Origin of the sequence: Dactylosporangium sp. McL0621, assembly GCF_049995355.1 — a bacterium.
Taxonomy (GTDB): domain Bacteria; phylum Actinomycetota; class Actinomycetes; order Mycobacteriales; family Micromonosporaceae; genus Dactylosporangium.
In genome coordinates, this window is record NZ_CP188259.1 from 10281832 (window position 1) to 10307945 (window position 26114).

Below are 26114 nucleotides of genomic sequence, written 5' to 3' on the forward strand. Positions count from 1 at the left end.
GAGCACGTCCGGGCCGCCGAGCACGTCCTGCGTGATCTTCCGCATGCCCGAATTGTCCGAAAAGAAATGGACAAAGGCTGGCCGAACACTCCCGGCCCCTTCGCCCCCGGACGGTGACCGCCGTGTGGGAGGGGGCGAAGCGACCGCGAAGATCAGTCGCGCGGGATAACCTGCTGACCCGACCAGTCGCGCCAGCGGTCGAGCTTGTCCGCGGCCACCGCCAGCTGGTCCGACACCGGACCCGGGCCGGTCGAGCCCGGCGTGATGCGGGCCGCCAGCGCGCCCGGCACCGAGAAGACCTCCCGGACCGACGGCGTCAGGTGCGGGCTCACCGCCGCCAGGTCCTCGTCGCTCACCTCGTCGAGGCCGATGTCCCGGGCCGCGCAGATGACGACCAGCTTGCCGGTGATCTCGTGGGCCTCGCGGAACGACACGTCCTGGCGGACCAGCCACTCGGCGACCTCGGTGGCCAGGGTGTAGCCGATCGGCGCCTGCGCCGCGAGGTTGTCCACGCGCACCGTCATCGTCGAGATCATGCCGGCCAGGGCCGGCAGGACCAGCTCCAGCGTGTCGACGGAGTCGAAGACGGGCTCCTTGTCCTCCTGGAGGTCCCGGTCGTACGCGAGCGCCAGCCCCTTCAGCATCGTCAGCACGCCGGTGAGGTTGCCCACGAGGCGGCCGGACTTGCCGCGGGCGAGCTCGGCGATGTCCGGGTTCTTCTTCTGCGGCATGATCGACGAGCCGGTCGCGAACGCGTCGTCGAGCTGCACCCAGCCGAAGTTCGGCGTCGTCCAGAGCACCACCTCCTCGCCGAGGCGGGACAGGTGCACGCCTGTGAGGGCGGCCACGAAGAGGAACTCGGCGACGAAGTCGCGGTCGGCCACGGCGTCGATCGAGTTCGGGGCGGCGTGGTCGAAGCCGAGCTCCTTGGCGACCTGGGTCGGGTCGAGCGGCAGCGACGAGCCGGCCAGCGCGCCGGCGCCCAGGGGGCTCACCGAGGTGCGGGTGTCCCAGTCGCGCAGCCGGTCGAGGTCGCGCAGCAGGGCCTGGACGTGGGCGAGCAGCTGGTGGCCGAAGGAGATCGGCTGGGCGGGCTGCAGGTGGGTGAAGCCGGGCGCGGGCGTGTCGATGTGCCGGGCCGCCTGCTCCATGAGGGCGTCGGCGAGCTCGACGATGCGGGCGGCGACCCCCCGGGCGTGGTCGCGCATGTACAGCCGCAGGTCGGTGGCGACCTGGTCGTTGCGCGAGCGGCCGGCCCGCAGCTTCCCGCCGAGCGTGCCGAGGCGCTCCAGCAGGCCCCGCTCGAGCGCGGTGTGCACGTCTTCGTCGTCGACCGTCGGGCGGAAGTCGCCGGCCGCGCAGGCGGACTCGAGGTCGTCGAGGGCGGCGAGCATCCGGCCGAGCTCGTCGGCGTCCAGCAGCCCGGCGCGGGCCAGGACCCGGGCGTGGGCGCGGGAGCCGGCGATGTCGTACGGGGCGAGGCGCCAGTCGAACTGCACGCTCACGGACAGGCGCGCCAGGGCCTCGGCGGGGCCACCGGCGAAGCGCCCGCCCCAGAGGCGGGTAGGAGTTTCAGAAGACACGCAGACGATCCTTCCACAAACACAAGATCAGCCGAGCTGGGCCCATTCGCTCAGCTTCGCGGCCAGCAGGTCGCCGGCGCCGGGGCGGGCGGGGTCGGGCGCCTGGCGCGCGACGACCAGGATCGTGTCGTCGCCCGCGATGGTGCCCACGATGTCGGGCAGGCCGGTGCGGTCGATCGCGCTGGCCAGGAACTGCGCCGCCCCGGGCGGGGTCCGCAGCACCACGAGGTTGCCGGAGCAGTCGACGCCGGTCAGCAGCTCGCGCAGCAGCCGGATGAGCCGCGTCGGCGCCTCCTCGGCCGGGCGCAGCGCGCGCTCGCCGTCCTCGGGGATGAGGTACGCGCCGCGCACCTTCACCGCCCGCAGCTCCTCCAGGTCCCGCGACAGCGTCGCCTGGGTCACCTGGAACCCGTCCCCCGCCAGCAGCTCGGCGAGCTCGGTCTGGGAGTGCACGGCCGAGCCGCGGATGAGCGACGAGATGCGATCCAGACGAGCGGCCTTGGTCGTCGGAGCGCTCATCGTCGCTCGTTCAGGAATGTCAGCAGGGCCTTCTGCGCGTGCAGCCGGTTCTCCGCCTCGTCCCAGATCGCCGACTGCGGCCCGTCCATGACCGCCGAGGTGATCTCGTCGCCCCGATGGGCCGGCAGGCAGTGCAGCACGATCGCCTCCGGCTTGGCGTTGACGAGCAGGGCCTCGTTGATCTGGTACGGCCGGAAGGGCGTGCGCCGGTCCAGCCCGTCGCCCTCCTGGCCCATGGAGACCCACGTGTCGGTCACCACCACGTCGGCGTCCTTGGCCGCCTCGACCGCGTCGGGCACGACCTCGACCACGCCCTGGGCGCGCGCGGCGGCCAGCACGGCCGCGTCGGGCTCGAACCCGGCCGGCCCCGAGAGCCGCACCCGCATCCCGGCGAGGGTGCCGGCGAGCGCGTACGAGTGCGCCATGTTGTTGGCGGTGTCCCCGAGGTACGTCAGGATGCGCCCCTGGGTCGTCCCGAAGCGCTCGCGGACCGTCTGCAGGTCGGCCAGCAGCTGGCAGGGGTGGAACCCGTCGGTCAGGGCGTTGACGACCGGCACGGTGGCCCCGGCCGCGAGCTCGCCGACCCGCGCGTCGGAGTTCGAGCGGATGACGATCGCGTCGACGTAGCGGGACAGGACCCTCGCCGCGTCGCCGATCTCCTCGCCGCGCCCGAAGTGCGTCGTGGTCGCGTCGATGATGAGCGGCGTGCCGCCGAGCTGGGCGATGCCGACCTCGAACGAGACCCGGGTGCGCAGCGACGGCTTCTCGAAGATGACCGCGACCGACTTGCCGGCCAGCGGGGTGAAGCCGGTGCGGTCGGCCTTCATCGCCGCCGCCAGCTCGAGGACCTGCAGCTGCTCGGCCGCGCTGAGGTCATCATCGCGAAGGAAGTGCCGGACGGTCATGACGGCTGCACCGCGGTCAGCGCCGGGCCGAGCGCGGCCACGAACGCGTCGGCCTGCTCGTCGGTGAGGATCAGCGGCGGCGCGATGCGCAGCACGTCGGGCTGGGCGGCCTGGGCCAGGAAGCCCTCGTCGCGCAGGACGGCGGCGAGCGCGCCGGCCGCCGGGCCGCGCAGCACGATGCCGAGCAGCAGGCCGGAGCCGCGCACGCCGGTGACGAGCGGGTGGCCGAGCGCCTCGACGTCGCGGCGGATCCGCTCGCCGAGCCGCTTGGTCGCGTCGAGCAGGTGCTCGGACTCGATGGTGTCGAGCACGGCCAGGGCGGCGGCGCAGCAGACCGGGTTGCCGCCGAACGTGGAGGCGTGCATGCCCGGGCCGAGCAGCGTGGCGGCCTCGTCGAAGGCGATCATCGCGCCGAGCGGCAGGCCGCCGCCGAGGCCCTTGGCGAGGGTGACGACGTCGGGGCGTACGCCCTCGGCCTGGTGGGCGAACCAGTACCCGGTGCGCCCGATGCCCGTCTGCACCTCGTCGAGAGCGAGCAGGGCGCCGCGGGCGGCGGTGAGCTCACGGGCGGCGGTGAGATACCCGGCCGGCGGTACCACCACACCCGACTCGCCCTGGATCGGCTCCAGCAGCACCATCGCGGTGTCGTCGTCGACGGCGGCGGCGAGCGCGGCGACGTCGCCGTAGGGCACGTGGACCACATCGCCGGGCAGCGGCAGGAACGGCTGCTGCTTGGCCGGCTGCCCGGTCAGCGCCAGGGCGCCCATGGTGCGGCCGTGGAAGCCGGCCTCGGCCGCGACGATCTTCGTGCGCCCGGTGCGCCGGGAGAGCTTGAACGCGGCCTCGTTGGCCTCGGCGCCGGAGTTGCCGAAGAACACCGCGCCGGGGCGGCCGGCCAGGGCCAGCAGGCGCTCGGCGAGGGTGACGACGGGCGGCGAGGCGAACAGGTTCGACACGTGCCCGAGGGTCGCGATCTGCTCGGAGACCGCGGCGACGACGGCCGGGTGGCCGTGGCCGAGCAGGTTGACGGCGATGCCGCCGAGGAGGTCCACATAGGACCGACCGGCCTCGTCCACGACGACCGCGCCGCGCCCGCTGACGAGACCCAGCTGCGGCGGCCCGTACGTGTTCATGACCGACTGCTCGAACCGCGAAACCAACGCCCCGGTCATTGCGCCACCACCATCGTCCCGAAACCCTCCGACGTGAACACTTCCAGCAGGAGCGAGTGTGGTACCCGCCCGTCGACGACGTGCGCGGCCGGCACCCCGCCCTTGACCGCCCGCAGGCAGGCCTCCATCTTCGGCACCATCCCGGCCTCCAGGGTGGGCAGCAGCTCCGTGAGCTCGTCGGCGGTCAGCTGCGAGATGAGCGACGACGGGTCCGGATAGTTGCCGTACAGGCCCTCGACATCGGTGAGGACCACGAGCTTGCGCGCCTGCAGCGCGACGGCGAGCGCGCCGGCCGCGGTGTCGGCGTTGAGGTTGTGCAGCACTCCGTCGGCGTCGGGCGCGACCGTCGACACGACCGGGATGCGCCCGGCCGCGATGAGGTCGGCGACGGCCGAGATGTTGACCCGTTCGACGTCGCCGACCTGGCCGATGTCGACGGGCGCGCCGTCGACGATGGCCGGGCGGCGCACGGCGGTGAAGAGCCCGGCGTCCTCGCCCGACATGCCGACCGCGTGCGGGCCGTGCTCGTTGATGAGCCCGACGAGCTCGCGCCCGACCTGGCCGACGAGCACCATCCGCACCACGTCGGCGGTCTCCGGGGTGGTGACGCGCAGGCCGCCCTTGAACTCGCTGGCGATGCCCAGCCGCTTGAGCATGGCCGAGATCTGCGGGCCGCCGCCGTGCACGACGACGGGCTTGAGGCCGACGTGGCGCAGGAACACCATGTCGGCGGCGAAGGCGCGCTTGAGCTCGTTGTCGATCATGGCGTTGCCGCCGTACTTGACCACGACGGTCGAGCCCGAGAAACGCTCCAGCCACGGCAGCGCCTCGATGAGCGTGCTGGCCTTGCCGAGCGCGATGCCGAGGTCCCGACCGTTCATGCGTCTGCGCTTCGCTCCGGACGCATGAACGTCGAGCTGAGCTTCCTGGTGAGCGGCCCCTCCGCTGCGCTCCGGACCGCTCACGCGCCTCCGCTGCGCTCCGGACGCATGAACGTCGAGCTGAGCTTCCTGGTGAGCGGCCCCTCCGCTGCGCTCCGGACCGCTCACGCGCCTCCGCTGCGCTCCGGACGCATGAACGTCGAGCTGAGCTTCCTGGTGAGCGGCCCCTCCGCTGCGCTCCGGACCGCTCACGAGCTGTACGCCGAGTTCTCGTGCACGTACCCCATGGAGAGGTCGTTCGTCCAGATCGTCGCGGCCTCGGGGCCGGCGTGCAGGTTCACGGTGACGGTGACCGCGCGGGCGCCGAGGTCCACCTTGGACCGGTCCTCGCCGGCGGCGCCGCCCCTGCAGATCCACACCCCGTTGATGGCCACGTCGACCTCGTCGGGCTCGAAGGCCGCGGCCGTGGTGCCGATGGCGGCGAGGATGCGGCCCCAGTTCGGGTCGTTGCCGAAGAACGCGGTCTTCACGAGGTTGTTGCGGGCGATCGAGCGGCCCACCACGACCGCGTCGGCGGCGGAGGCGGCCCCGGTGACCTCGATGGCGATCTCCTTGGTGGCGCCCTCGGCGTCGGCGATGAGCTGCCGGGCCAGGTCGGCGCAGACCGCGGTGACCGCCTCGGCCAGCTCGTGCGGGGTCGGCTCGATGCCGGAGGCGCCGCTGGCCATGAGCAGGACGGTGTCGTTGGTGGACATGCAGCCGTCGGAGTCGATCCGGTCGAAGGTGACGTCGGTCGCCAGGCGCAGCGCGGTGTCCAGGGTGGTCGCGTCGGCGACGGCGTCGGTGGTGAGCACCACGAGCATGGTGGCCAGGCCCGGCGCGAGCATGCCGGCGCCCTTGGCCATCCCGCCGACGGTGAAGCCCTGTCCCCTCTGGACGGCCGTCTTCGGCACGGTGTCGGTGGTCATGATGGCCGTGGCCGCCTCCGCGCCGCCGTCGCGGGACAGCGCGCGGGCGGCCGCGTCGACGCCGGCGATCAGCTTCGGCATCGGCAGGCGCTCGCCGATGAGGCCGGTGGAGCAGACGGCGACGTCGCCGGCGCCGACCGGGAAGCGCGAGGCCCGCCCGGACAGCACGGCCGCGGTGTGCTCGGCGGTGGCGTGGGTGTCCTGGAAGCCGGCCGCGCCGGTGCAGGCGTTGGCGCCGCCGGAGTTGAGGATGACGGCCCGCACGATGCCGGCCTTGAGCACCTGCTGGCTCCACAGCACCGGGGCGGCCTTGATGCGGTTGCCGGTGAACACGGCGGCCGCGGTGGTGTCGGGCCCGTCGTTGACGACGAGCGCCACGTCGAGCGCCCCGGCGGCCTTGATCCCGGCGGCGACCCCGGAGGCCCGGAACCCCTTCGGCGCGGTCACGCTCATGCCGTCACCTCCGCTTCGCTCCGGCACGAAACAGCGGTCTTTCCCCGATGAGCGGACCGTCCGCTCCGCTCCGGACCGTTCATGGTGCGATCCCGTCGACGGCGAGACCCGCGGTCTCGGGCAGGCCCAGCATGATGTTCGCGTTCTGCACGGCCTGGCCGGCCGCGCCCCGGACGAGGTTGTCGGTGGCCGAGACGACGACGATCCGGCCGCTGTCCACGTCGACGGTCGCCTGCAGGTGCGCGGAGTTGGAGCCGAAGGTCGCGCCGGTCTGCGGCCACTGCCCCTCGGGCAGCACGTGGATGAACGGCTCGCCCTCGTAGGCGGCCGCGAGCACCCCGCGCGGGTCGGCCTTCTGCCGGAAACGGGCGGTCACCGTGGCCAGGATGCCCCGCGGCATCGGCGCGAGCACCGGGGTCAGCGACAGCGACCGAGCGCCGCTGGCCTGCTTGATCTCGGGGACGTGCTGGTGCGCGCCGACCTTGTACGGCGTCATCGACCCCATGATCTCGGAGGCGAGCAGGTGCTGCTTGGCCGCGCGCCCGGCGCCCGAGGTGCCCGAGGAGGCGACCACGACCACGTCCTCGGGGTCGGCGACCCCGGCGGCGATCAGCGGCGCGAGGGCGAGGACGGTGGTGACCGCGTAGCAGCCGGTGTTGGCGACCCGGGTCGAGGCGGCGATCAGCTCCCGCTGACCGGGCAGCTCGGGCAGGCCGTAGGTCCAGGTGCCGGCGTGCGCGCCGGGGTAGTACCGCTCCCAGGCCGCGGCGTCCCGGAGCCGGAAGTCGGCGCCCAGGTCGACGATCTTCACCGCCCCGGGCAGCTGTGCGGCCAGGGCGGCCGACTCGCCGTGCGGCAGGGCCAGGAAGACCAGGTCGGCGTCGGCGAGCACCTCCGCCTCGGTCTTGGCCAGCACGACGTCGCGGAAGGATCGCACGTGCGGGTGAACGCTCCCGATGGTCGATCCGGCCTGCGCGAACCCGGTGGCGGCGGCGAGCTCCAGGTGCGGGTGGCCGGCGATGAGCCGCAACAGCTCACCGCCGGCGTAGCCCGAGGCCCCCGCAACGGCGACACGTATTCCCATGCGCTCGACTGTATCGCTATGCAGGCATCTGTTTCAAGGAGGTAACTCAGGCGCCCTTGATGCTGAGGTCGTCGAGCAGGAAGGAGGTGGCCAGCCTGCTGCCCTCCACCCCGGTAAAGGTGATCTTCACGCTGCCGGTCGCGTTCACCGTGAGCGTCTTCTGCTGGTAGCCGCTCGACGCGTTGACGTTGGAGTAGGTGGCCAGGGTGGTCGAGCCGGCCGTCACGGTGAGCTTGTCGTAGGCGGTGGTTCCGGTCTCGTCGGTGTCGACCCACAGCCAGAAGGTCAGCACCGCCTGCGAGCACCCCGACGGGATCGTCACCGTCTGGGACAGCGTGTCGGTGTGCGCCGAGCCGTAGCCGTCGAGCCACGCCTTCCATGATCCACCGTGCGCGGCCATGGACGTGTCGTTCGACACAACACCGGAGGTCGCGGTCCACGGGGTCGCCGTGCCGGTCTCGAGGCCGGGATTTCCGAAGAGCTCAGGGGAAGCACAGGAGGACGTCCCACCCCCGGAAGGAGTACCGGCCAGCCAGGCGGTGGCGTTGAGGGCCAGAGCGGCGTTGGTACCGGCGGTGTCGTTCCACCCGTCGTAGAGCGTGTTGCCGGACTGTCCGGTGCCGTCGTCGATCGGCGAGCTGTCGCCCCACACCGCGACCCGGCCCGAGCCGAACGTCGCCGTGGTGAAGAACGCGCCGGTCGTGCCGCCGGGGGTGAAGCCGCTGCGGTACACCAGGCCCTTCACCGAGGCGTTGTCCGCCGGGTGCAGGGTCTGCGTGCTGCCGTTGCGGATGATGCTGCCCCGCACCTTGCCGAACGAGCCGTTGATGACCGGGTCGGTGGTGCTGCTGATCGCGACCGGGTTCTCGGTGCCGATGTTGTTCACGTCGATGCTGAAGCCGAACGGGTCGGTGTTGTCGACGCCGTTGTTGGTCAGCAGGTCGTTGCCGATGCGCACCGAGTCCCAGCCGTCGTTGTTGCGGTCGCTGGCGGTGTGGTCGACGATCAGGAAGAACCCGCCGCCGGCCTGGATGAACCGCATGATCGCGGTCTTCTCGGCCGCGCTCAGCGGGGCGTTGGGCTCCGGCATCACGAACTCGTCGAAGTTCTTGAGGTCCAGCGCGCCCGACCCGCCGTAGGTGATGGTGTTCCCGGCCGGCAGGGTCTTGAGGCTGTACTGCCCGGTGCGCTGCAGCGCCACGCCCCACGACGACAGCGCGCCCGTCCAGGACGTCTCGCTCGTCGGGTCGGCGTTCTGGCCCAGGGGGTCGGGCTGGGACGTGCTGATGATCCAGTCGGCATTCCCGGCGGTCTCGGCCTTGGTGTTGTCGAACAGAACGCGGTGCACGGCGGCGGCCTCGGATTCGGCCGCCCCGGCCAGGTAGGTGACGCCCGCCGTCATGAGCGCGACGGCGAGCAGGGCCCGCTTGATCACTGCGTACCTCCGGTGGAAGGAATCGGAGGCAGTCTATGTATGACATCGCCACACGCGGATGAACGCGCGGGTAAGGATAGGGTCGGCTACTCCGGGTCGAGGAACCGCGCCAGCTGGGAGCGGTTGCGCACGTTGAGCCGGCGGTACAGCCGCGTCAGGTTCGCCTCGACCGCCTTGATCGACAGGAAGAGCGCGCGGGCGATCTCCCGGTTGGTGGCGCCGGCCCGGACCAGCTCGACGATGCGCCGCTCGGTCTCGGACAGCCCGGCGCCGCGGCCGCCGTCGAGGCGGGCCAGGTCGGCCGCGGCGACCTCGCGCCACGGGTGGGCGTCGGCCGCGCCGTAGCGGCGGACGGCCTCGGACAGCGCGGCCCGGGCGGCCCCGCGGCGGTGGGCGCGCCGCTCGAGCCCGCCGAGGGTGTAGTAGGCGCGGGCCGTCTCCAGCGGGTACGGGTGGTCGGGCCACTCCTCGATCGCCCGGTGCAGGGCCTCGGCGCCCTCGCGGGCCTCCCCCGTCGCGGCGGTGAGCACGGCGCGGGCCCGGGCCAGGCCCAGGAAGACCACCTGGCGGTCCAGGTGCCGGGCGCGCTGCTCGACCTCGGCGAGCACCTCGGCCGCCTCGTTGCGCGCCCCGGCGCCGACGAGCGCCTCGACGAAGTCGGCGTGCCAGGGCAGGACGCCCGGGTCGAGCCGGCCGAGGCGCTGGTCGAGGGCGTACGCCTCGCGCATCATCTCGGCCGCGGCCACCGGGTCGCCGCGCAGCAGGTGCACGAGACCGCCGGTCGCGTACGCGAGCTTGATCCAGTCCTCGTCGCCGGCGGCCAGGCACGCGGCCAGACCCCGCTCGGCGTGGCTCGCGGCCGCCGTGGCGGTCCCGCCCGCGTACTCCACCAGCGCCGCGACCAGGTACCCGGGCCCGGGCGTGGCCTCGACGTCGACGTAGAGCCGCACGCAGTCCCGCCCGGCGGTCAGCGCGTCGGCGCAGCGGCCGGCCCGCCAGTAGATGCCGGCCACCGACACGAGCACCGCCGCGAGGTCACGCACGGTGCCGGCCCGCTCCACCGCGATCCGCAGCGCCTCGATCCGCCGCACGGCCTCGGCCGTCTCGCCCTTGAACAGCCGGCTCATCGCGGCCACCTGCCGGGCCGCGACCGTCGCCGGGGTCAGCGACAGGCCCCGGGCGAGCTTGCCGGCCCGCTCCAGGTACTCGTCGCCCTCGGTGCCGAGCAGGATGTTGCCCCGCCAGCTGAGCACCTCGACCAGCCGCTCCATGTCGCCGCACAGCTCGGCGGCCTCCTCGGCCCGCTTGAGCTCGGCCAGCGCGGCCTCGCCGTCGCCGTCCCAGTAGGCCTTGATCCCCTTGTACAGCCGCACGTGGGCGAGCAGGTCCGGGGTGTCGACCGCCTCGACGAACGCCGCGTCGAGCAGCGGGCCGGAGTTGGAGTGGTCCTCCCCCGACATCTCGACCAGCAGCAGCCGCGCCCCGACCCGGGTCCGGCGGTCGGCCGCGTCGCGCAGCGCGGCCGCGGCGTGGCGGCGGGCGTCGACCGGCGAGCCGGCCGAGTACGCGTACTGGGCCGCGCTCAACCGGCGCACCGCGGCCACGCCCGGCGTGTCCCGGGGCGTGCGGTCGGCGGCCAGGGCGGCCAGGTCCGCGGCCATCGCGGGCGCGCCCCGCAGCCGGGCCGCCGAGGCGGCGTCGGCCAGGCACTCGGCCAGGCCCTCGTCCGGCTCCGGGCGGGCGGCGGCCAGGTGCCGGGCCCGGTCGACCGGGTCCGTGACGGTGTCGGCGAGCCGCTCGTGGGTCTCCCGGCGGGCGGCGGCCGTCGCGTCGGCGTAGACCATCTCCCGCAGCAGCGGGTGCGAGAACCGGATGGCGCCGTCGGGCTCTACGTGCAGTACACCCGAAGCGATCCCGGCCTCGACGTGCGCCTCGCTGAGCCCGCAGGCGCCGAGCAGGGCCAGGCTCGGGCGGGCCGCGGCCGCGATGACCAGCAGCGCGGGCCAGTCCTCGGCGGGCAGCGAGGCCAGCCGGGCGGCCAGCAGCTCCCGGAGCCGGTCGGGCACCGGCAGCGGGTCGGTGACCGGGAACGAGCTGCTGCCGATGGCCCGGCCGAGCTCGACCGCGTAGAGCGGGTTGCCGGCGCTGGCCTCGTAGATGCGCTGGACGTGCGCGCGCCCGGCCTCGGCGCCGAAGCGGGCCCGCAGCAGATCGGCGACGTCGCTCTGGGGCAGCGGCGGGACGGGCAGGGTGACGCTCGGCGGCGGGCACAGGTCGAGCCGGGTCGGCGCGCCGCCGTCGGGCACCCGCTCGGCCGCGAGCACCTTCACCGGCACCTCACCCAGTCGGCGGGAGACGAACCGCAGCACCCCGGCGCTGGGCTCGTCGATCCACTGCACGTCGTCGAGGATGAGCAGCACCGGCCGGTCGGCCGCCAGGGCGCGGAAGAGCTCGAGCACCGCCAGGCGCACGGCCAGCTGGTCGTGCGGGGTCGCGGGCAGGGCGCTGCGCAGCAGGGCGCCGTCCAGCGCCGCGCGCAGATGGGCCGGGAGCAGCTCCGAGGCGTCCGGGGCGCCGTCGAAGAGGTCGACCAGGGCGAGGTAGGGCAGGTCGGCCTCGGCCTCGGCGGCGGCCGCGCGCAGCACCAGCGCCTCGAGCTCGGCCGCGGCCAGCGCGTCCAGGATGGTGGACTTGCCGATGCCGGCCGGCCCGCAGAGCACGACGCTGCCCCCCGCCACCAGCCGCTCCCGGGCATGGCTCAGGAGATCGGCCCGGCCGATGGGCGCCGACGAGGTGCTCACCACGACGCCGAGTCTCTAACGAACGCCCGTTCGTCGCAACGGCCGGGGAACAAGGCGAGACGCCGGGGTGACGCCCGATCGACCGGTGATCACCGCAGCCGGGCGCAGGGCAGCACCGCCTCCCAGCCGAGCACGGGCCACTGGGCGATGTGCACGCCGGTCCGCGCGAGACCCGGCCGGACAAGGCATTCCGCGCGCGCGGACCGCACGGCGGCCCCCCAGCGCGGGCCGCCGTCGCGCGGGCTCGCCGGGCGCAGGTTCGCGGCCAGCACCATGGCGACAAGTGTCGCGAACACGACAAGTGGCGTTGACCTATGTACGCAACCCAGAGCCCGTACCGATCGTTGGGCGCCGGCCGCGAGGCAGACCCCGGCGGCGACGTTGGGCAGGCCGATCAGCACCAGGTAGCGGTCCTCGCCGAACCCGTGCGCGGCCAGCTGCACGGCCCCGGCGAGCGCCGCGAACCCGGCGAGGACCGCGGCCAGGCGCAGCTCCCGGTACGCCCGCGCCCACAGCGCCACGCCGAGCAGGACGGCCGGAACGAGCAGCCCGGCGGCGACGAGCGCCCGGTGCCCCCAAACGTCGTCGTCGGGCGGCGCCAGCCAGGCCGGGCCGAGGAAGGCGCGCGGGACGCCCCAGCGTAGGTACATGGCCGCGACGGCGACGGGGTCGTGCTCGGGCCGCTCCCCCAGCCCCCGGCGGGTGGCCCCGGTGAGCAGCGGCACGAGCTGCAGCAGGGCGCCCGGCACCAGGGCGAGAAGCTTCAAGAGCCATTCCCGGCAGCGGTACCGCAGGAGCCCGCCCAAGGCCACCGGCACCAGCAGGACACCGAGCATCGAGTTGAGCGCGGCGAGCGCGGGCAGCCCGGCGGTCAGCAGGTTCGCCCGCCGCCACAGCAGCATCCAGAGGCCCGCGTACACGAGCGGGAACTGCAGCTGGGCGAGCGCGTTGGGCACGAACCCCATCGGCAGCGCCGCGGCGACCCCGATCACGGCGGCCGGGAGGCGGTCGAGCCTCGACCGGGCCGCGCCGTGGACGGCGAGCCCGAGCAGGCTGCTGATCGCGGCGTCGAGCACCGCGTTCAGGGCGGCCGCCCACTCGACGGGGAACAGCGCGATGCCGGCCCAGCAGATCCGGGCGACGACGTGGAAGTAGCCGTTGAACGGGGTCAGGATCGCCTCGTACCAGGGCCGGTTCAGCGCGTCGGTGAGGAAGTTCTGCCCGTCCTCGGCCCAGATCGAGTCCAGCGCCCCGGCTCCCGGGTGCGGGCGAGCCCGACCAGCGCTCCGGCGACCACCGCGACGGCGGGCCACGCCCACCGCCGCCGGGACCCTTCCCGCACGACCTCCGCGGCGGTCTCGCGTTCCTCGACGAGCGTCACACCCACACCAACGAAAAAGGCCCCGCCGAGCGGCGGGGCCCTCTCCGGGAAGCTTTACAGGCGGCCTTCCTTGACGGCCTCGGTCACCCACGGGATGACCTCGTCGAGCATCTCGTCGAGGGAGGTCGTCGCCTCGAAGCCGAGCACCTCGCGCGCCTTGGTGCAGTCCGGCACGCGCTTCTGCACGTCGTACTCGTACGGGTCGTCGGAGACCACGCTCAGCGGCTCGTCCGTGCCCTTGATCTTGCGCCAGATCACGTCGGCCAGCTGCAGGACCGTTGTCGACTCGGCGGTGGAGATGTTGAAGTCCTCGTTCAGCGCGTTGTCGGACTCCATCGCGGTGATGATGCCCTTGGCCAGGTCGCCGCCGTAGGTGTAGTGGCGCACCTGCTCGCCGGTGCCGAGGATGTGCAGCGGGTTCTGGCCCTTGACGATCTTCTGCACCAGGTCGGGCACGACGTGCGACATGGCCAGCTTCACGTTGCCGGACAGCACCTCGACCTCGCCCAGCGCGCGGCCCTCGCCGACGCCGACGCAGTTGAACGGCCGCACGATCGTGTAGGGCAGCTTGTACTGGTCCCAGGCCGCCTTCGCGTAGTACTCCACGGCGAGCTTCTGGAACCCGTACGACGAGAGCGGCGGCGGGATCTTGCGCTCGTCGCCCTCCTTCGACGGCCAGTGCGTCGTGGACTCGAAGACCATCGACGACGACAGGTACGTCATCTTCTTCAGCGTGCCGCTCTGGTGCGCCTTGATCGCCGCGTCGCAGGACGAGGCCATGATCCGCTCGTTGGCCGCGAGCAGGTCGTAGGCGTAGGCGTGGAAGTACGAGATGCCACCGATGAGCGCCGCGCCGGCGATGAAGTGATCGCAGCCGTCGAGCAGGTCCGTGACCAGGTCGACGTCGCGCGCGTCGCCCTCGACGAAGCGGTAGTCCGGGTGCGAGTCGTAGCTGCGGGTGACCGGACCGTACTTCGAGTAGTTGTCGAGGCCGACGACCTGGTAGCCGCGGGCGAGCAGCTCCTCGACGACATATCCACCGATGAAGCCGGCCGAGCCGGTGACCAGGACCTTTGCCACAAATACTCCTTCTAGCTCTGGGTTGCGGACGAGCTCTCGCGGGCGGCCTGCGCGTCGTCGCGCGCGGCCGTGGAAGCCGGGCGCTTGGCCAGCTTCTCGACGGTCAGTCTGGGGCCGAAGGCGAACCAGTACCACTTGAGGTAGCTCGGCATGAAACGCCCCACGTCGAAGCGGGACTCGCCGAGCTGCCGGTCGAGCCAGATCGTCGGGATCTCCGCGACGGGCAGGCCCAGCCGGGTCGCCTTCGCGGTCAGCTCGATGCCGATCTCGAAGCCGGTCTTGGACTCGATGCCGACCTGGCGGACGAACTGGGTCGAGTATGCCTTGAAGCTGTTGGTGGCGTCCCGGGTGCCGACGCGCGCGAACCAGTGCAGGCTGCGCCCGGCGTTGCGGGACAGGAACCGCTTGAACCGCGGCCCGCCGACCTGCTGCCCGCCCGGCATGTAGCGCGACGCGGCCGCGACCACGACCCCGCGGTCCACGAGCCGCGCGAGGTCCTCGATCTGGCGCGGGTCGTCGGAGCCGTCGGCCATGGTGACCACGGCCACAGGGGCGCGGGCGACGTCGATGCCGAAGCGGATCGCGTTGGCCGGGCCGCGGCCGTAGGTGTTGAGCACCGGCCGGACCCGCGGGTCGCGCTCCTGCACCTGCAGCGCGAACGGCACGGTGGTGTCCTCGGGCATGTCGTGCACGACGAGGACCTCCGCGGGCATCATCACCTCGCGAAGGATCCGGTCCAGGCAGCGGACGATGGCCTCGCCCTCGTTGTAGACCGGAATGACCACAGAAATCTGTGGCGGCAAGCTCATATACGCACGCCCTTGTTCGTCACGCCCCACATGTCCGCAACCGGGACATCGGTCTGCAGGTCACGGTACTCCGGGTGAGGAGCGGCGATGATGAGCAGGTCGGCGCGGCCGAGGACCTCGTCGAGCGGGACGAACCGGTCGTCCTTGACGTACGGGTCGCTGCAGAGCGTCTCCTTGGCGCGCAGCATGACGACCTTGCGCAGCTTGTAGGCGAGCGACTCGCGGATGTCGTCGCTGCCGCCCTTGAAGGCCATGCCGAGGATGCCAACCGTCATCTCCGACAGGTCGAAGCGCTCCTGGAGCTTGGACACGACGTACAGCGGCAGGCCCTCGTTGATGAGCATCGCGCTGTGGCCGAGCACGAAGTTGTTGTTGTTGAACGCCGCGAGCTGCATGGTGTCCTTGAGCAGGCACGGCCCGGCCGCGAAGCCGGCGCCGGGCATGTCGGCGGCGCGCGGGTACTGGAAGCGGATCGCGTGCCGGATGCGCTCGAAGTCCAGGCCGAAGTCGTTGGACATCATCCAGAACTGGTTCGCGGCGGCGAACTTGATGTACCGCCACGTGTTCGTGAAGAGCTTGGCGAGCTCCGCCTCCTCCGGCTCCAGGACCACGATCTGGCCGGCCAGGTTGCGGAACAGCTTCTCGGCGCGCTGGGTCGCCTCGGGGGTGCGCGCGGCGACGATCTGCGGCAGCTCGAACAGCTCGGTCATCGCCTTGCCCTCGGCGATGCGCTCGGGGCAGAACGCGACGTCGGCGTTGACCCCGAGCTTCTTGATCAGCTTCTCGGTGAGCGCGGTGACCCCGGGGTGCACGGTGCTGCGCAGCACGATGAGCTGGCCGTCGCGCAGGTACTCCGCGCAGCGCTCGATCGCCTTCGGCACCGCCGCGATGTTGGGGTTGAGGTGCTCGTCGACCGGCGTGCCCACGATCACGACGAGGTGCTCGGCCGTGGCCACGGTGCTCGGGTCGGTCGATGCCGTGAGCCGGCCCTCGGCGACCGCCTTGGCCAGCGGCTCGGCGGCGCCCTCCTCGTCGAAGGGGAGCGTGCCCGTGTTGACCACGGCGACCGCGGCCTCGTTGATGTCGTACAGGGTGACCTGCAGACCGCGGGACGCGAGCGCGATGCCGAGCGGGAGACCGACCCGGCCGCAACCGCCGATCACCACGACGTCGGTGGTGAAACCCCCCGATGCACTGACGTCTGACACGCGCTGCCCCTTCAGGATTGTCGGCTCGGCGCCGTGACCGTACCATCCTGCCGGTCACGGCTCCGAACCGTCGATGCGTTCCGTCACGCTCCGCGCAGGACGGCCCCGAACCGGTCGGCGGCCACGGCGACCGCGGCGTCGCGGGCGGCCAGGGCCTCCTCGCCGGTGAGCGTGCGGTCCGGCGCGCGGAAGGTCAGCTTGTAGGCCAGGGACTTGCGGCCCTCACCCAGCTGCGCCCCGGCGTACACGTCGAAGAGCCGCACCGACTCCAGCAGCGGCCCCGCGCCCTCGGCCAGCGCCGCCCCGACCGCGCCGGCCGGGGTGGCCGCGTCGACCACGACCGCCACGTCGATCAGCGCCGTGGGGAAGGTCGACAGCCGGGGGGCGATCCACACGCCCGGGATCGGCAGCGCGTCGAGGTCGATCTCCATGGCGACGGTACGACGGGGCAGGTCCAGGTCCGCGCAGACGGCCGGGTGCAGCTCACCCGCGTGCCCGACGACGGTGTCGCCGACGAGCAGCGCCGCGCAGCGGCCCGGGTGCCACGGCGCCTCGGCCGCGGCCCGCACGGTCAGCTCGACGCCGGCCGCGGCCGCCGCGACCTTCGCGGACTCGACCGCGTCGGCCCAGTCGGCCGGGCGGCCGCCGCCCCACCAGCCGGCCGGGTCGGCCTCGCCGGCGATGACGGTCGCCACGTGCCACGGCTGGCGCGGCAGGAGCGCCTCGACCGCCGCGAACTCGTCCGCGCTGGGCGGCCCGTCGACGCCGTGCGCGGGCGCGACGGCGAGCGGCCCGTCGGGCAGGAAGACCGGCCCGATCTCGAACAGCGCGGTGTCGCGCAGGCCGCGCCCGAGGTTGCGGCGCAGCGCGGCCAGCAGCGGCGGGAGCAGCGTGGTGCGCAGCCCCGGCTCCTCGTCGGAGATGGGGTTGCGCAGCAGCAGGGCGTTGCGGCGCTCGTCGCCGGCCGGGATGCGCATCGCGTCGAGGGCCGCCTCGCCGACGAACGGCCAGCACAGCGTCTCCACGTAGCCGGCATCGGCCAGGGCCCGCCCGACCGTGCGCCGGCGCCGCTGGGTCGCGGTGAGCCCGCGCCCGGGCGGCGCGATCGGCAGGACGCTCGGGATCCGGTCGTACCCGTCGAGGCGCAGCACCTCCTCGGCGAGGTCGGCCGGGTCGTTGAGGTCGTGCCGCCAGCTCGGCGGGGTGACGGCGAGCACGTCGCCGTCCACGACCACCTGGGTGCCGATCATCGCGAGGATCTCCAGCACCCGCTCCGGCGTGTAGTCGACGCCGGCCAGCTGCGAGGGGCGCTGGACGGTCATCGTGACCGGCGCGGGCGGCACGACCGCGTAGACGTCGGTGACGCTGGTGGAGACGGTGCCGCCGCCGTGCTCGGCCAGCAGCTCCGCCGCCCGGGCGCAGGCCGCTGCGGTGATCTGCGGGTCGACGCCGCGCTCGTAGCGCTTGCCGGCCTCGCTGGGCAGCTTGTGCCGGCGGATGGTGCGCGCGACCGAGCGCGGGTCCCAGTGCGCGGCCTCGAGCAGCACGTCGACGGTCGTGGGCGAGACCTCGGTGGTGCTGCCGCCCATGACGGCCGCGAGCGAGACGACGCCCGTGCCGTCGGCGATGACGATGTCCTCGGGGTCGAGCACGCGGCTGACGCCGTCGAGCGTGGTCAGCTTCTCCCCCGGCTGCGCGCGCCGCACGACCAGCGGGCCGGTCAGCTGCCCGAGGTCCCAGGAGTGCATCGGCTGGCCCATCTCGATCATCACGTAGTTGGCGATGTCGACCGGCAGCGAGATGGACCGGATGCCGGCCGTGGCCAGGCGCGTCCTGATCCACTGCGGGGTGGCCGCGGCCGGGTCGACGCCGCGGACGGCGACGGCGGTGAACCGGTCGCAGGCCACGCTGTCGAGGACCTCGATCGGGTACGCCTCGCCGCCGTCGCCCTCCAGCGGGACGACCGCCGCGACCGGGTCGCGGTAGGCGCCGCCGAGGGAGTGCGACAGCTCGCGGGCGATGCCGCGCACGGAGAAGCAGTACCCGCGGTCGGGGGTGATGTTGATCTCGACCACGACGTCGTCGAGCCCGACGAGCGGGCGGGCCTCGTCGCCCGGCTTCGCCGAGTCGGGCGCCAGCACGATGATCCCGTCGTGGTCGTCGCTGACCCCGAGCTCCTGGCCGGAGCAGATCATGCCGTTGGAGACGTGCCCGTAGGTCTTGCGCGCGGAGATGGTGAAGCCGCCGGGGAGCACGGCGCCGGGCAGCGCCACGACGACGAGGTCGCCCTCGGCGAAGTTGCGGGCGCCGCAGATGATCCCCTGGGGCTGCTCGTTGCCGACGTCGACCAGGCAGTACCGGATGGGCTTCTTCAGCCCCGTGAGCTCCTCGATCGACTCGACCCGCCCGACCACCAGCGGCCCGGTGACACTGGCGCCGGCGTCGGTCAGCTCCTCGACCTCCAGGCCGACCTTGACCAGGGCCTTCTCCAGCCCGTCGCCGTCGAGGCCGGCCGGCAGGTCGACGTGCTCGCGCAGCCAGGAAAGCGAAACGCGCACCTCAGGCCTCCCATCCGAACGCCCGCGCGTACCGCACGTCGCCCTCCACCATGTCGCGCATGTCGGCGGCCCCGTTGCGGAACATCAGCGCCCGCTCGATGCCCATGCCGAACGCGAAGCCGGAGTACTCCTCCGGGTCGATACCGCAGGCGCGCAGCACCCGCGGGTTCACCATGCCGCAGCCGCCCCACTCGACCCAGCGCGGGCCGTCGCGGTGCTGCGGGAACCACAGGTCGATCTCGGCGCCCGGCTCCACGAACGGGAAGTAGGACGGGCGCAGCCGCGTGCGGGCCTGGTCGCCGAAGAGGCCCTTGACGAAGTTGTCCAAGGTCCCCTTGAGGTGGCCCATCGTGATGCCCTTGTCCACGACCAGGCCCTCGACCTGGTGGAAGACCGGAGTATGGGTCGCGTCGAGCTCGTCCGTGCGGTAGGTGCGGCCCGGGCAGACGATGTAGATCGGCGGCTTGCGGCTGGTCATCGTCCGCGCCTGCACCGGCGAGGTGTGCGTGCGCAGCACCACCCGTGAGTCGTCACCCTGGTGGGGCGGGCCGGCCTGCACGAAGAAGGTGTCCATCATCGAGCGCGCCGGGTGGTCCGGGTGCATGTTGAGGGCGTCGAAGTTGTACCACTCCCACTCGACCTCGGGCCCCTCGGCGACCTCGTAGCCCATGCTCACGAACAGGTCCCCGACCCGCTCCATGATCTTGGTCAGCGGGTGCTGCGCGCCGGTCGGCCGGCGGGCGGTCGGCAGCGTGACGTCCACGGCCTCCTCGACGAGCACCCGGTCCTCGCGCTCGGCGGTGAGCGCCGCGAGCCGGGCGTCGAACGCGCCCTGGATGGCGACGCGGGCGAGGTTGACGCGCTTGCCGGCGTCGGCCTTGGCGGCCGGGGGCAGCGAGCCGATCTCGCGGCGGGCCAGGGAGATCGGGGCGCGGTCGCCGAGGTGCTGGTGCTTCAGCGCGGCGAGCGCATCGAGGTCGCCCGCTCCGGCGAACGCCTTGTCGGCCGCGGCGACCGCGTCGTCGAGCGCGCCCTGGTCGAGCAGAGCGGCCTGTTTCGGATCGTACGGATCATTGCGGTACGTCATCGGACTCTTCCCACGGGAGATTGGCCTCGGACAGTGTAGTGAGGTCCGCCCGCCGGTCGTGGGAAGGTGCCGCTCCTAGGAAGTGCAGCGCCCCGTTCGCCCACCATTACCGGCGGGCCGCATAAACAGGGACATCACTGCGCTCCTCGCATCGCTTTCGCGGAACTGTACAAGCATACCGCCGCGGCCGCAGCCAGATTCAGGCTCTCGGCGCCGCCGTAGAGGGGTACCCGGACCCGCCGGTCGGCCGCCAGCTCGCGGGGCAGGCCGTGCGCCTCGGAGCCGAACAGCCAGGCGGTCGGCTTCCCGAGCGTGTCGAGATCGAACAGGTCGGTCTCGCCGTAGCCGTCGGCGGCGAGCACCTGGATACCGGCATTTCGCAATGCATCCACGGTGGCGGCGGTGTCGCGGGCCCGGACGACGTCGACGTGGAACAGGCTGCCGGCCGAGGAGCGCACGGCCTTGCCGTTGTACGGGTCGACGGAGTCGCCGGCGAAGACCACGGCGGCGGCGCCGGCCGCGTCGGCGGTGCGCAGGACGGTGCCGGCGTTGCCGGGGTCGCGGATGTCGACGCACACGGCCACGAGCCGGGGCTTCGCGGCGAGGGCGGTCTCCAGCGGGATGTCACGCTGCCGGCAGACGGCCACCAGGCCCTGCGGCTGCACCGTGTCCGCGAGCGCCTGCATCGCGGCTTCATCGACCAGAGAGGCGGCCCACTCCGGGTAGCGGGCGGCGGCCTCGGCGGTGGCGAAGAGCTCCGTCACGACACCGGCCTTGAGCGCCTCGCGGACCGCCTGCGGGCCCTCGGCCAGGAAACGGCCGGACTCGTCGCGGTCCCGGCGGCGGTGCAGGCGCCGGGCGGCAACGACCCGGGGCGTTCGAACGGTGAACACCCCGGGTCGCGGTCGATCGTGCTCAGGCGGCGGCAACGGCCGTCTTCGCCACCTGGACCAGGCCGCTGAAGGCCTTCTCGTCGCTGACGGCGAGCTCAGCGAGGATCTTGCGGTCCACCTCGACGCCGGCCAGGCGCAGGCCCTGGATCAGGCGGTTGTACGTCAGGCCGTTCGCGCGGGCCGCGGCGTTGATCCGGGTGATCCACAGCTGGCGGAAGTCACCCTTGCGGTCGCGACGGTCGCGGTAGGCGTACTGCATCGAGTGCAGCACCTGCTCCTTGGCCTTGCGGTACAGCCGCGAGCGCTGCCCGCGGTAGCCGCTGGCGGTCTCCAGGACGGTGCGGCGCTTCTTCTGGGCGTTCACTGCCCGCTTTACGCGTGCCACGGTTCTAACTCCTCATGCGAGACCGGCCGCGGGGGCGTACCCGGCGCGGGCCGGTCGAAAGTCAAGAAAGGTCGGGGGAGAACGCCGCTGGGTTATCGGCCGAGGAGCTTTTTGACGCGGCGGGTCTCCGACGGAGCGAGCTCGACGTTGCCGCTCAGGCGACGGGTCCGCTTGCTCGGCTTGACCTCGAGGAGGTGGCGCTTACCGGCCGGCTCGCTGAGGAACTTGCCGCGACCGGTGATCTTCACGCGCTTCTTCATCCCGGAGTGCGGTTTGAACTTCGGCATGCTGATGTTGCCCTTCAGTAGCTCCGGCGCGCAGCCGGGCTCCGCGCAGTGCGGAACCGCCCGCACGACGCGGTGGTGGACATGGTGGTGCTCCGCCCTGGGCCGCTGGTCGCGGCCCGGGCGTTATGGCCGCCCCGGTCATGGTGACGATCGGGGCGCCGGTGCGGCCTGGTGCCAGGCCGTTCGGATCAAGCCTGGTCGGCGGTGACCGGCTCGGGCAGCTCGGCGACCAGGTCTGGTTCGCCCTCCGCGCCCGTGCCGCCGTCCGCCCTGCCCTCGCGACGCTCGGTCGCGGCGGCCTTCACATTGCGGTGCGGCGCCAAGACCATGATCATGTTGCGGCCGTCCTGCTTCGGCGCGGCCTCGACGAAGCCCAGCTCCGAGATCTCCTCCGAGAGCTTGCGCAGCAGCCGGAAACCAAGCTCCGGGCGGCTCTGCTCGCGGCCACGGAACATGATCGTTACCTTGACCTTGTCGCCCGCCTTGAGGAACCGCACCACGTGACCCTTTTTGGTCTCGTAGTCGTGCGGATCGATCTTCGGGCGGAGCTTCATCTCCTTGATGACGGTCTGCTGCTGGTTACGCCGGGCTTCCCGGGCCTTGAGCGCGCTCTCGTACTTGAACTTGCCGAAGTCCATGAGCTTGCAGACGGGCGGGCGTGCCATGGGCGCAACTTCGACCAGGTCCAGGTCCACGTCGGCGGCCAGCTGGAGTGCGCGCTCGAGCGGGACGATGCCCACCTGCTCACCCTCCGGGCCGACCAGCCGGACCTCACGTGCCCGGATCTGCTCGTTGACGCGTGGCTCGACGCTGATGTGGCCTCCTCGATAGGTACTTCACTCATGCGGCCGACGCATCCTGCAAAGCAACGCCAAAAACCCCCGCCGCGCATGCGCAGGCGAGGGCCGTTCGACCGCTACAGCCAGTGCAGGCCGCTGCGGTCGGACCGGACCCGGCTGCCGTGTGTCAGCTGCGCGGGTGGGGGCTCGAGGCCCCGCTTCGAACATCCCGGTTGGGACGGGATGCGGTCGACGAAATCTACTCTACCACGAATGGATCCGCCGGCGCCCGGCCGATCAGGTCTCGACCGACGAGGCCTGTGACGTATGAGTCAAGGAGGCGGTGTGGAGGGCGCGGAGGCGCCGGGCGGCCTTGACGGCGTAGTCCTTGTCGGCCATCTGCACCGCCATGACGGCCACCCGCTCGTCGTCGTGCAGGTCGAGGGTGAGCCAGGGCGCACCGCGGCCGAAGGTCACCCCGCGGACGACCTCCCACGGCAGGTCGTAGGAGCCGATGATGTTGCGCACCCGGACCCCGTGCTCGTCGGCCCGGACCCGGGGACGGGTCATGAGCAGGATGCCGGCGGCCGCGCACAGGCCCAGGCCGATCATGGCCGCCTGGTCGCCGCGCTGGAAGTAGCCGGGCCCGTCGCCGGTCTTGCCGTGCAGGCCGAAGGCGATGAGCGTGAAGACGATGACGACGACCAGCGCCAGGACGTAGGCGATGATCCGCGCCCGCTGCGGACGGGCGACGACGGGGGCCGTGACCGGGCTCTGCTCGCTGCTCACGGCCCCAGTCTGCCACTAGGGTCCGCTTCACACCTGGGGTGGGGCTGCGGCAGGTGTGAAGCCGACCCTTACAACCGGCAGGCGTGGATTCCGGTCACCAGGATGGCCCGGGCGCCGACCTCGTACAGCTCGTCCATGATCCGGTGCACCTCGGCCTGGGGCACCATGGCCTGCACGGCGACCCAGCCCTCGCGGTGCAGCGGGGAGATGGTGGGCGACTCGATGCCCGGGGTGAGCGCGACGGCCGCGTCCAGGGAGTCGGCCCGCACGTCGTAGGCGAGCATCACGTACTCGCGGGCGACGAGGACGCCCTGGAGGCGGCGCAGCAGCTGCGGTACACCCGCCGGAAGCTCCTCCCCCGCACGCCGGATGAGCAGCGCCGAGGATTTCAGGATCGGCTCCCCGAGCGTGTCGAGGCCGGCCTGGCGCAGCGTCTTGCCCGTCTCGACCACGTCGGCGATGACGTCGGCGACGCCGAGGCGGATGGCGTTCTCCACGGCGCCGTCGAGCCGGATGACCTCGGCCCGCACGCCGTGCTCGGCGAAGTAGCGCTCCATCACGCCGGGGTAGGCGGTGGCGACCCGCAGGCCCTCCAGGTCGGACGGGGCGGAGCCCTTCACCGAGCCGGGGACGGCGGCGAAGCGGAACGTGGCGCGGCCGAAGTTGAGGTCGAGCACCTCCACCGCCGGGCTGCCCGCGTCGATGAGCAGGTCACGGCCGGTGATGCCGAGGTCGAGGTCGCCGGAGCCGACGTAGGTGGCGATGTCGCGCGGGCGCAGGTAGAAGAACTCGACGCCGTTGGCCTCGTCGCGGCAGAGCAGGTCCTTGGGGTCGGAGCGCTGGCGGTAGCCGGCCTCCTGGAGCATCTGGGTGGCGGGGGCGGCGAGCGTGCCCTTGTTGGGCACGGCGATGCGGAGGAGCATTTGCTGGTCTCCAGACGGGTGGGTTGTCGGCGGGTACGGGAAGGACGGGACCGAACTACAGATGTCGGTAGACGTCTTCCAGCGACAGCCCGGTCGCCAGCATCAGGCACTGCACCTGGTACAGCAGCTGCGAAAGCTCCTCCGCGGTGCGCTCCCGGCCCTCGTGCTCGGCCGCCATCCAGCTCTCGGCGGCCTCCTCGACGACCTTCTTGCCGATGAAATGCACGCCCTTCTCCAGCGCCGCCACGGTGCCGGATCCCGGGGTGCCGGCCGCCGCCTTGGCGCTCAGCTCGGCGAACAGCTCGTCGAAGGTCTTCACGGGCAGGGATTCTCGCAGGCCTGAGCCCCCGAACGGAATCCGATTGATGACAGGCGTGTCGCCGGTCACCCCACCGAGAATTCATGATCGTCGACCCACTGCACGCTGCCGTCCTTCTCGGAGTGCAGGAAAGCCTCCACCGTGTACCGCCCCGAGGGCAGCGTCACCTGCACGCGCGCCTCGCCCAGGGCCGGTGCGCCCGCGCTCAGCGGCACGACCCGCTCGTCGACGATGGCCCCGCCGGCGTCGCGGACGCGCAGGTTGACGGTGCCCTCGGGGACCACCCCGGCGAGGTACACCGTGAAGGTCTTGCCCACCACCGCGCCCTGGTCGGGCTCGATCACCCAGACCGGCGCCTGGAGCTCGGCGAGGGTGCCCTGGTGCAGCGTCCCGCTCGTGTCGACGGCGCCCCACAGGCGGGCCACCGGCGCGCCGTCGACGAGCACCCGCACCCCGTCGGCGTGGCGCATCGAGGTGTACGTCGCGGCGGCCAGCACGGTGTAGACGAGCTGCTGGACGGCGAGCGGCGGGTCGGCCGGGGCGGCGCCGACGCCGCCGAGGTCGACGGTGACCCGGCTGCCGTCGATGGTGACGCCGTGCACCTCGACGGTGTCCGGCCACAGGCTGCGGTAGTCGGGGTCCTTGGCCCGGCCCTGCAGCGAGAGCAGGACGGCGGCCTGGATGCGGGCCTGGTCACCGTCGGCGGTGGCGGGGAGGAACTCGCGGTACAGGCGGCCGTTGCGGGTGAAGTAGGCCGGCAGGTTGACGCTCCCCGGCGGGGCCGGCGCGGGCGTGGACGGCGCCGTGCCGGGGGCCGGCGCCTCGGCGGTGCCGGAGATGCGCGCGGCCGGCGGGAGGGTGCGGTGCTCGCCGCGGGTGGTCTCGACCGCCACGACGCCGGCGGCGATGGCGGTCGCGACGGCCGCGACCGCGCCGACCATGGCCCACAGGCCGCGGCCCCGGGCGGCCGCCGTGCGCTGCCGGATGCGGGGCAGGGCGTCCGGGGCCAGCTCGACCTCGGCGGCGCGGGCCCGCAGCGCCTCGCGGAGGCGCTCCTCGGGGGACTGACCTGGCCTCACGCCGTCACCTCCGCAAGGTCCGGCGCCGGCGCGAGCCGCACCCTGCGCCTCTGGTGAGCGGCTCCTCCGCTTCGCTCCGGACCGCTCACGGCATCCGCTCCAGGGTCTGGCGCAGCGCGGCCATGCCGCGGGACGCGTGGCTCTTGACGGCGCCGCGGCTGACCCCCATGGCGTCGGCGATCTCGGCCTCGGACAGCTCGGCGTAGTACCGCAGCACGATCGCCTCCCGCTGCCGGGTGGGCAGCCGGCGTACCGCGTCCAGGACCTCCCGGTGCGCGAGCAGGCTCAGCGCGCCCGTCTCGGCGCTGGCCACGACCTGCGGGCCGTCGGGGCCCCGGGCGACGTGCCGCTCGGCCACGCCCCGCCGGCGCAGCGCCGACCGGGCCCCGTTGAGCACGCTCGTGCGCAGGTAGGCCAGCGCCTTGTCCGCATCCCGCAGGCGCCACCAGCGGCGGTGCAGCGCGACGTACGCGTCCTGGACCACGTCCTCCGCGACCCCCTCGTCGTGCAGGAGCAGGACCGCGAGGCGCACAAGGCCGCGGTAGTGCGCGGCGAAGAGGGCCCCGATCGCCTCGTCGGCGCTCCAGCCGCGCGCGCCCTCCTCCGGCGTGTCGCGCAGCAACTCGCGGCCCGGGTCGCGCGCCGGGCTGCCGGGGGTCGCTGCCTGCACCGGCCTACGGTCCCACGCCGCGGCCGCGGCTTCCGCCATCACACCCAGACGACGCGCGGGTCCGCC

At 72.9% G+C, this 26114-nt stretch carries 24 protein-coding genes; all 24 read right to left on the reverse strand.

The features are described from left to right. Positions 1-152: 152 nt before the first annotated feature. Positions 153-1583, reverse strand: a complete 1431-nt coding sequence (gene argH / locus ACPPVO_RS48640) for an argininosuccinate lyase (protein ID WP_426505840.1) — start codon at positions 1581-1583, stop codon at positions 153-155. A gap of 27 nt (positions 1584-1610) precedes the next feature. Further along, positions 1611-2102, reverse strand: a complete 492-nt coding sequence (gene argR, locus ACPPVO_RS48645) for an arginine repressor (RefSeq protein ID WP_426505841.1) — start codon at positions 2100-2102, stop codon at positions 1611-1613. Then, the gene (argF, locus tag ACPPVO_RS48650; RefSeq protein ID WP_426505843.1) at positions 2099-3007 is read right to left on the reverse strand and encodes an ornithine carbamoyltransferase; all 909 of its coding nucleotides are present in this window, start codon (positions 3005-3007) and stop codon (positions 2099-2101) included. Before argF ends, argR begins: the two co-directional genes overlap by 4 nt. Next, positions 3004-4179, reverse strand: coding sequence for an acetylornithine transaminase (locus ACPPVO_RS48655; protein ID WP_426505844.1), 1176 nt, complete (start codon positions 4177-4179; stop codon positions 3004-3006). The genes argF and ACPPVO_RS48655 overlap by 4 nt, the downstream gene beginning before the upstream one ends. Continuing rightward, positions 4176-5060 (reverse strand): acetylglutamate kinase, encoded by an 885-nt coding sequence (argB, locus tag ACPPVO_RS48660; protein WP_426505846.1) that lies wholly within the window; start codon positions 5058-5060, stop codon positions 4176-4178. Before argB ends, ACPPVO_RS48655 begins: the two co-directional genes overlap by 4 nt. A gap of 248 nt (positions 5061-5308) precedes the next feature. After that, on the reverse strand, positions 5309-6481 hold the full coding sequence (gene argJ, locus ACPPVO_RS48665) for a bifunctional glutamate N-acetyltransferase/amino-acid acetyltransferase ArgJ (protein ID WP_426505848.1): 1173 nt from the start codon (positions 6479-6481) through the stop codon (positions 5309-5311). 79 nt (positions 6482-6560) lie between these two features. Beyond that, on the reverse strand, positions 6561-7565 hold the full coding sequence (gene argC, locus ACPPVO_RS48670) for an N-acetyl-gamma-glutamyl-phosphate reductase (RefSeq protein ID WP_426505850.1): 1005 nt from the start codon (positions 7563-7565) through the stop codon (positions 6561-6563). A 46-nt stretch (positions 7566-7611) separates the two neighbouring features. Then, positions 7612-9000 (reverse strand): hydrolase, encoded by a 1389-nt coding sequence (locus ACPPVO_RS48675; RefSeq protein WP_426505852.1) that lies wholly within the window; start codon positions 8998-9000, stop codon positions 7612-7614. Positions 9001-9086: 86 nt separating this feature from the next. Then, entirely contained in the window at positions 9087-11804 is a 2718-nt protein-coding gene (locus tag ACPPVO_RS48680; protein WP_426505854.1) for an AAA family ATPase, read from the reverse strand. Positions 11805-11890: 86 nt separating this feature from the next. After that, entirely contained in the window at positions 11891-13114 is a 1224-nt protein-coding gene (locus ACPPVO_RS48685) for a hypothetical protein (protein WP_426505856.1), read from the reverse strand. 122 nt (positions 13115-13236) lie between these two features. After that, a complete protein-coding gene (locus tag ACPPVO_RS48690) occupies positions 13237-14262 on the reverse strand; it encodes an NAD-dependent epimerase/dehydratase family protein (protein WP_360375570.1) in 1026 nt (341 codons plus the stop codon). 11 nt (positions 14263-14273) lie between these two features. Beyond that, positions 14274-15071 (reverse strand): glycosyltransferase family 2 protein, encoded by a 798-nt coding sequence (locus ACPPVO_RS48695; RefSeq protein ID WP_426505858.1) that lies wholly within the window; start codon positions 15069-15071, stop codon positions 14274-14276. Beyond that, a complete protein-coding gene (locus tag ACPPVO_RS48700; protein WP_360375574.1) occupies positions 15068-16279 on the reverse strand; it encodes a nucleotide sugar dehydrogenase in 1212 nt (403 codons plus the stop codon). The genes ACPPVO_RS48695 and ACPPVO_RS48700 overlap by 4 nt, the downstream gene beginning before the upstream one ends. A gap of 83 nt (positions 16280-16362) precedes the next feature. Beyond that, on the reverse strand, positions 16363-18837 hold the full coding sequence (pheT, locus tag ACPPVO_RS48705; protein ID WP_426505859.1) for a phenylalanine--tRNA ligase subunit beta: 2475 nt from the start codon (positions 18835-18837) through the stop codon (positions 16363-16365). 1 nt (position 18838) lies between these two features. Further along, entirely contained in the window at positions 18839-19924 is a 1086-nt protein-coding gene (gene pheS / locus ACPPVO_RS48710; RefSeq protein ID WP_426505861.1) for a phenylalanine--tRNA ligase subunit alpha, read from the reverse strand. Between the two features lie 134 nt (positions 19925-20058). Beyond that, on the reverse strand, positions 20059-20817 hold the full coding sequence (locus ACPPVO_RS48715; protein WP_426505862.1) for a TrmH family RNA methyltransferase: 759 nt from the start codon (positions 20815-20817) through the stop codon (positions 20059-20061). 22 nt (positions 20818-20839) lie between these two features. Next, the gene (gene rplT / locus ACPPVO_RS48720; RefSeq protein ID WP_360375582.1) at positions 20840-21202 is read right to left on the reverse strand and encodes a 50S ribosomal protein L20; all 363 of its coding nucleotides are present in this window, start codon (positions 21200-21202) and stop codon (positions 20840-20842) included. A 92-nt stretch (positions 21203-21294) separates the two neighbouring features. Then, positions 21295-21489, reverse strand: a complete 195-nt coding sequence (gene rpmI / locus ACPPVO_RS48725; RefSeq protein ID WP_426514826.1) for a 50S ribosomal protein L35 — start codon at positions 21487-21489, stop codon at positions 21295-21297. Between the two features lie 188 nt (positions 21490-21677). Then, entirely contained in the window at positions 21678-22304 is a 627-nt protein-coding gene (infC, locus tag ACPPVO_RS48730) for a translation initiation factor IF-3 (protein ID WP_426514827.1), read from the reverse strand. Between the two features lie 261 nt (positions 22305-22565). Continuing rightward, complete coding sequence (locus ACPPVO_RS48735) at positions 22566-23057, reverse strand: PH domain-containing protein (RefSeq protein ID WP_426505864.1); 492 nt, start codon at positions 23055-23057, stop codon at positions 22566-22568. Between the two features lie 68 nt (positions 23058-23125). Then, positions 23126-23980, reverse strand: a complete 855-nt coding sequence (hisG, locus tag ACPPVO_RS48740) for an ATP phosphoribosyltransferase (RefSeq protein ID WP_360375586.1) — start codon at positions 23978-23980, stop codon at positions 23126-23128. Between the two features lie 55 nt (positions 23981-24035). Further along, complete coding sequence (locus ACPPVO_RS48745; RefSeq protein ID WP_380139083.1) at positions 24036-24299, reverse strand: phosphoribosyl-ATP diphosphatase; 264 nt, start codon at positions 24297-24299, stop codon at positions 24036-24038. 65 nt (positions 24300-24364) lie between these two features. Continuing rightward, positions 24365-25378 (reverse strand): Gmad2 immunoglobulin-like domain-containing protein, encoded by a 1014-nt coding sequence (locus ACPPVO_RS48750; protein ID WP_426505866.1) that lies wholly within the window; start codon positions 25376-25378, stop codon positions 24365-24367. Positions 25379-25463: 85 nt separating this feature from the next. Further along, the gene (locus tag ACPPVO_RS48755) at positions 25464-26048 is read right to left on the reverse strand and encodes a SigE family RNA polymerase sigma factor (RefSeq protein WP_426505868.1); all 585 of its coding nucleotides are present in this window, start codon (positions 26046-26048) and stop codon (positions 25464-25466) included. Positions 26049-26114 lie beyond the last annotated feature (66 nt).

What these genes read in the sequence shown, in the direction of transcription:
- argR (WP_426505841.1), bottom strand. Translation starts at nt 2,102, where the DNA reads ATGAGCGCTCCGACGACCAAGGCCGCTCGTCTGGATCGCATCTCGTCG.
- argF (WP_426505843.1), bottom strand. Translation starts at nt 3,007, where the DNA reads ATGACCGTCCGGCACTTCCTTCGCGATGATGACCTCAGCGCGGCCGAG.
- ACPPVO_RS48655 (WP_426505844.1), bottom strand. Translation starts at nt 4,179, where the DNA reads ATGACCGGGGCGTTGGTTTCGCGGTTCGAGCAGTCGGTCATGAACACG.
- argB (WP_426505846.1), bottom strand. Translation starts at nt 5,060, where the DNA reads ATGAACGGTCGGGACCTCGGCATCGCGCTCGGCAAGGCCAGCACGCTC.
- argJ (WP_426505848.1), bottom strand. Translation starts at nt 6,481, where the DNA reads ATGAGCGTGACCGCGCCGAAGGGGTTCCGGGCCTCCGGGGTCGCCGCC.
- argC (WP_426505850.1), bottom strand. Translation starts at nt 7,565, where the DNA reads ATGGGAATACGTGTCGCCGTTGCGGGGGCCTCGGGCTACGCCGGCGGT.
- ACPPVO_RS48695 (WP_426505858.1), bottom strand. Translation starts at nt 15,071, where the DNA reads ATGAGCTTGCCGCCACAGATTTCTGTGGTCATTCCGGTCTACAACGAG.
- pheS (WP_426505861.1), bottom strand. Translation starts at nt 19,924, where the DNA reads ATGACGTACCGCAATGATCCGTACGATCCGAAACAGGCCGCTCTGCTC.
- rpmI (WP_426514826.1), bottom strand. Translation starts at nt 21,489, where the DNA reads ATGCCGAAGTTCAAACCGCACTCCGGGATGAAGAAGCGCGTGAAGATC.
- hisG (WP_360375586.1), bottom strand. Translation starts at nt 23,980, where the DNA reads ATGCTCCTCCGCATCGCCGTGCCCAACAAGGGCACGCTCGCCGCCCCC.